The 348-nt window shown below is 48.0% G+C and carries 1 protein-coding gene; it reads right to left on the bottom strand.

Going from position 1 to position 348, the window contains the following annotated elements; all coding sequences use genetic code 11:
- Nucleotides 1-128 precede the first annotated feature (128 nt).
- Nucleotides 129-348 (bottom strand): C2H2-type zinc finger protein (locus E1189_RS26015; protein ID WP_155158155.1); only part of this gene is annotated, 220 nt, incomplete at its 5' end.

The following is a 348-nucleotide window of genomic DNA, read 5'->3' as shown; positions in this document are numbered from 1 at the left end:
TGCTCTTGTCTTCTGATGCATAGGTAGCAGTTGCAGACAGGCCGACCACTATGCAGAGAGCGGTGACAACAAAGTTCAGCTTTAAAACCATTTCCTTCCTCCCGCATAAAAGAACAAAGAAGATAGCATCATCTCTGGCAGCCTCTAGGGCCTGTTGTGTTTTCATGACATTCATCTTTCCTATTGTGCTGAGTGCGTCTGTGTCTGGCGAGATGACTGGATTGATGGAAGGACTGGTTGCACCCATCCTGATCACAGATGTAGGGTCTGTCTCCTGTGTGTATGCGCTTGTGGTCAGTGAGTGCACCGGATTGGGTAAAAGATTTGTTGCACTGGTCACAGACAAAG

This window comes from Parendozoicomonas verongulae, from assembly GCF_009711465.1.
GTDB classification, from domain to species: domain Bacteria; phylum Pseudomonadota; class Gammaproteobacteria; order Pseudomonadales; family Endozoicomonadaceae; genus Sansalvadorimonas; species Sansalvadorimonas verongulae.
The sequence above is the reverse complement of the archived record's forward strand: the minus strand, read 5'-3'. Positions and strand labels throughout refer to the sequence as shown.